Below are 2,199 nucleotides of genomic sequence, written 5' to 3'. Positions count from 1 at the left end.
GGGTGATCGTCGGCTATGATGATCCGGCACGTCATGATGCGACCCTCCCTGGGTCAGGCGTGATTCAAGGCCTGCACCTTAGCACTGGACGCGAAGGTTGCCTGTAGGCTGCTTCCGAAACTGCAATCGCTGCACAAGGACGTTTCCCATGAAGTTCGAGAAAAACACCGAACTCGACCAGGCCAATCTGCGCATCATCATCGCCGCCATCGCGGTGGTTTACATGGTCGTACTGGTCTTTTTGCCGGGCCATCGCTTCGAGACCTACCTGCCGGTCATTACCTACATCAGCCTGTTTCTGCTGGCCTCCATCATGTTCCGCCAGGCCATTGCGCGTTGGCCGGGGCATTACCCGGCGCGGCGGATTTTTGCCATGGTCCACGATTACACCGGTACCTGTTTCGGGCTGGTGATCGGTGGCGAAGCGGCGTTGCCACTGTACGCGGTGATGGTCTGGGTCAATCTCGGCAACGGCATGCGCTACGGCTCGCGCTATCTGGCGATCGCCACCGGCCTGGCGCTTACGGCGCTGCTGGTGGTCTATCGCCTGACGCCCTATTGGCAGGCGCAGCCGTTCATGGTGTTGATGCTGCTGATCACCAGCACGGTGATCCCGTTTTATGCGCACTTGCTGCTTGAGCGCACGCGCAAGGCGTCGGAAGAAGCGCTGGCGGCTAATCTGGAAAAGTCGCGGTTTCTGGCGCAGGCCAGTCATGACTTGCGTCAGCCGATTCATTCCATCGGACTGTTTACCGCGTGTCTGCGGGAGTCGCGCCTGGGCGACGACGAGCGGCGGCTGGTCGATAACATCGACCGCTCACTGCTCAACGTCTCGCAATTGTTCCGCTCGATTCTCGACCTCTACACCCTCGATAACGGTCGGATCGAAGCGAAAATGCAAACGCTGAATCTTGGTGAATGGCTTGCGGATCTGATACGCCAACACCAGGAAGCGGCCCGTTGGGCGGGCGTCGAACTGCGGCTGCGACCTTGCAACTACTGGGTCAGAACCGATCCGGCACTGCTGGCGACCATGGTGCAGAACGTGCTCTCCAACTGCTTCAAATACGGCGCGCAACGACCCGTGCTGATCGGCGTGCGTAAACGTGGGGCAGGGCTGGCCATCGTCATCCATGACCGTGGCAACGGCATTGCCGAAGAGCATTTGCACAAGGTTTTCGAGGAGTTTTATCGCGTGCGGCAAGTGCGCGACAAAGACGTCGAAGGCGTGGGGCTGGGCCTGTCGATCATCAAGCGTCTTGGTGAACTGATCGATGTGCACGTTGCTCTGCGTTCACAGTTGGGGCGCGGCACAGCTGTGACGCTTGCGGGGTTGCCGATCGTGGCGGCGCCGCAGTCACCGGTGGTTCGCAGTGAAGCGCGGCAGGTGGGTTTGTTGACCGGGCTGAAGGTGTGTCTGGTCGAGGATGACCGCAACGTGCTGCTGGCGACTTCGGCGTTGCTTGAACGCTGGGGCTGCGTGGTGCAGGGCGAGTGGTCGGCTGAAGATCTGGTCACCGACTGTGACATCATCGTCGCCGACTATGACCTGGGCACTCACGCCACTGGCATCGAATGCATTGATGAAGTGCGCAGGCAGCGCGGCTGGGCCGTGCCGGCGATGATCATCACCGGGCACGACGTCGAGAAGATTCAGGCAGCCTTGCACGACCGCCAGATTGCGATTCTGTCGAAACCTGTGCGCCCGGCCGAGTTACGCGCGACGTTGCGCGCCCTGCGTGATCGACAAGGCGCAGCGGTTGAACAGATGCTGTAAAGGCCAATGTAAACGGGCGGCTCAGGAGCTCGCCCGTTATTTCGCGGCGATTATTGTGGGCTGTTGAACTGGTCGGAATAGCTGCCGGTCATCAGCGCCGATGCCACGCGATCAGAACCGACTCCGACCCGGGAGTAGGCCACTCGGTTGACGCCGGTGCGGTCGGCCCCATCCGCTGCCAATGCTCCGGCACCGACACGATCAGCGCCATCGGCAGCCACCGCGCCGGCGCCGACACGATCAGCACCATCGGCAGCGACTGCACCTGCGCCGACACGATCAGCGCCATCGGCAGCCACTGCGCCGGCACCGACGCGATCAGCGCCATCGGCAGCCACCGCGCCCGCGCCGACGCGATCAGCGCCATCGGCAGCCACCGCGCCGGCACCGACACGATCAGCACCATCGGCAGCCACCGCGCC

Annotated in this window: 2 protein-coding genes; one reads left to right on the top strand and one right to left on the bottom strand. The window is 62.2% G+C overall.

Features of this window, described 5'->3' with window-relative positions; genetic code table 11:
• Positions 1-148: 148 nt before the first annotated feature.
• Positions 149-1,777, top strand: a complete 1,629-nt coding sequence (locus tag D6877_RS01190; RefSeq protein WP_130909592.1) for a HAMP domain-containing sensor histidine kinase — start codon at positions 149-151, stop codon at positions 1,775-1,777.
• 91 nt (positions 1,778-1,868) lie between these two features.
• Here D6877_RS01190 and D6877_RS01185 read toward each other — a convergent pair.
• A partial coding sequence (locus tag D6877_RS01185; protein WP_206662967.1) for a hypothetical protein occupies positions 1,869-2,199 on the bottom strand: 331 nt, incomplete at its 5' end.

This window comes from Pseudomonas sp. Sample_9, from assembly GCF_004307535.1.
Classification (GTDB): Bacteria; Pseudomonadota; Gammaproteobacteria; order Pseudomonadales; family Pseudomonadaceae; genus Aquipseudomonas; species Aquipseudomonas mercuritolerans.
Note: the sequence above shows the minus strand (reverse complement) of the source record. Positions and strands in the feature narration are given on the sequence as shown.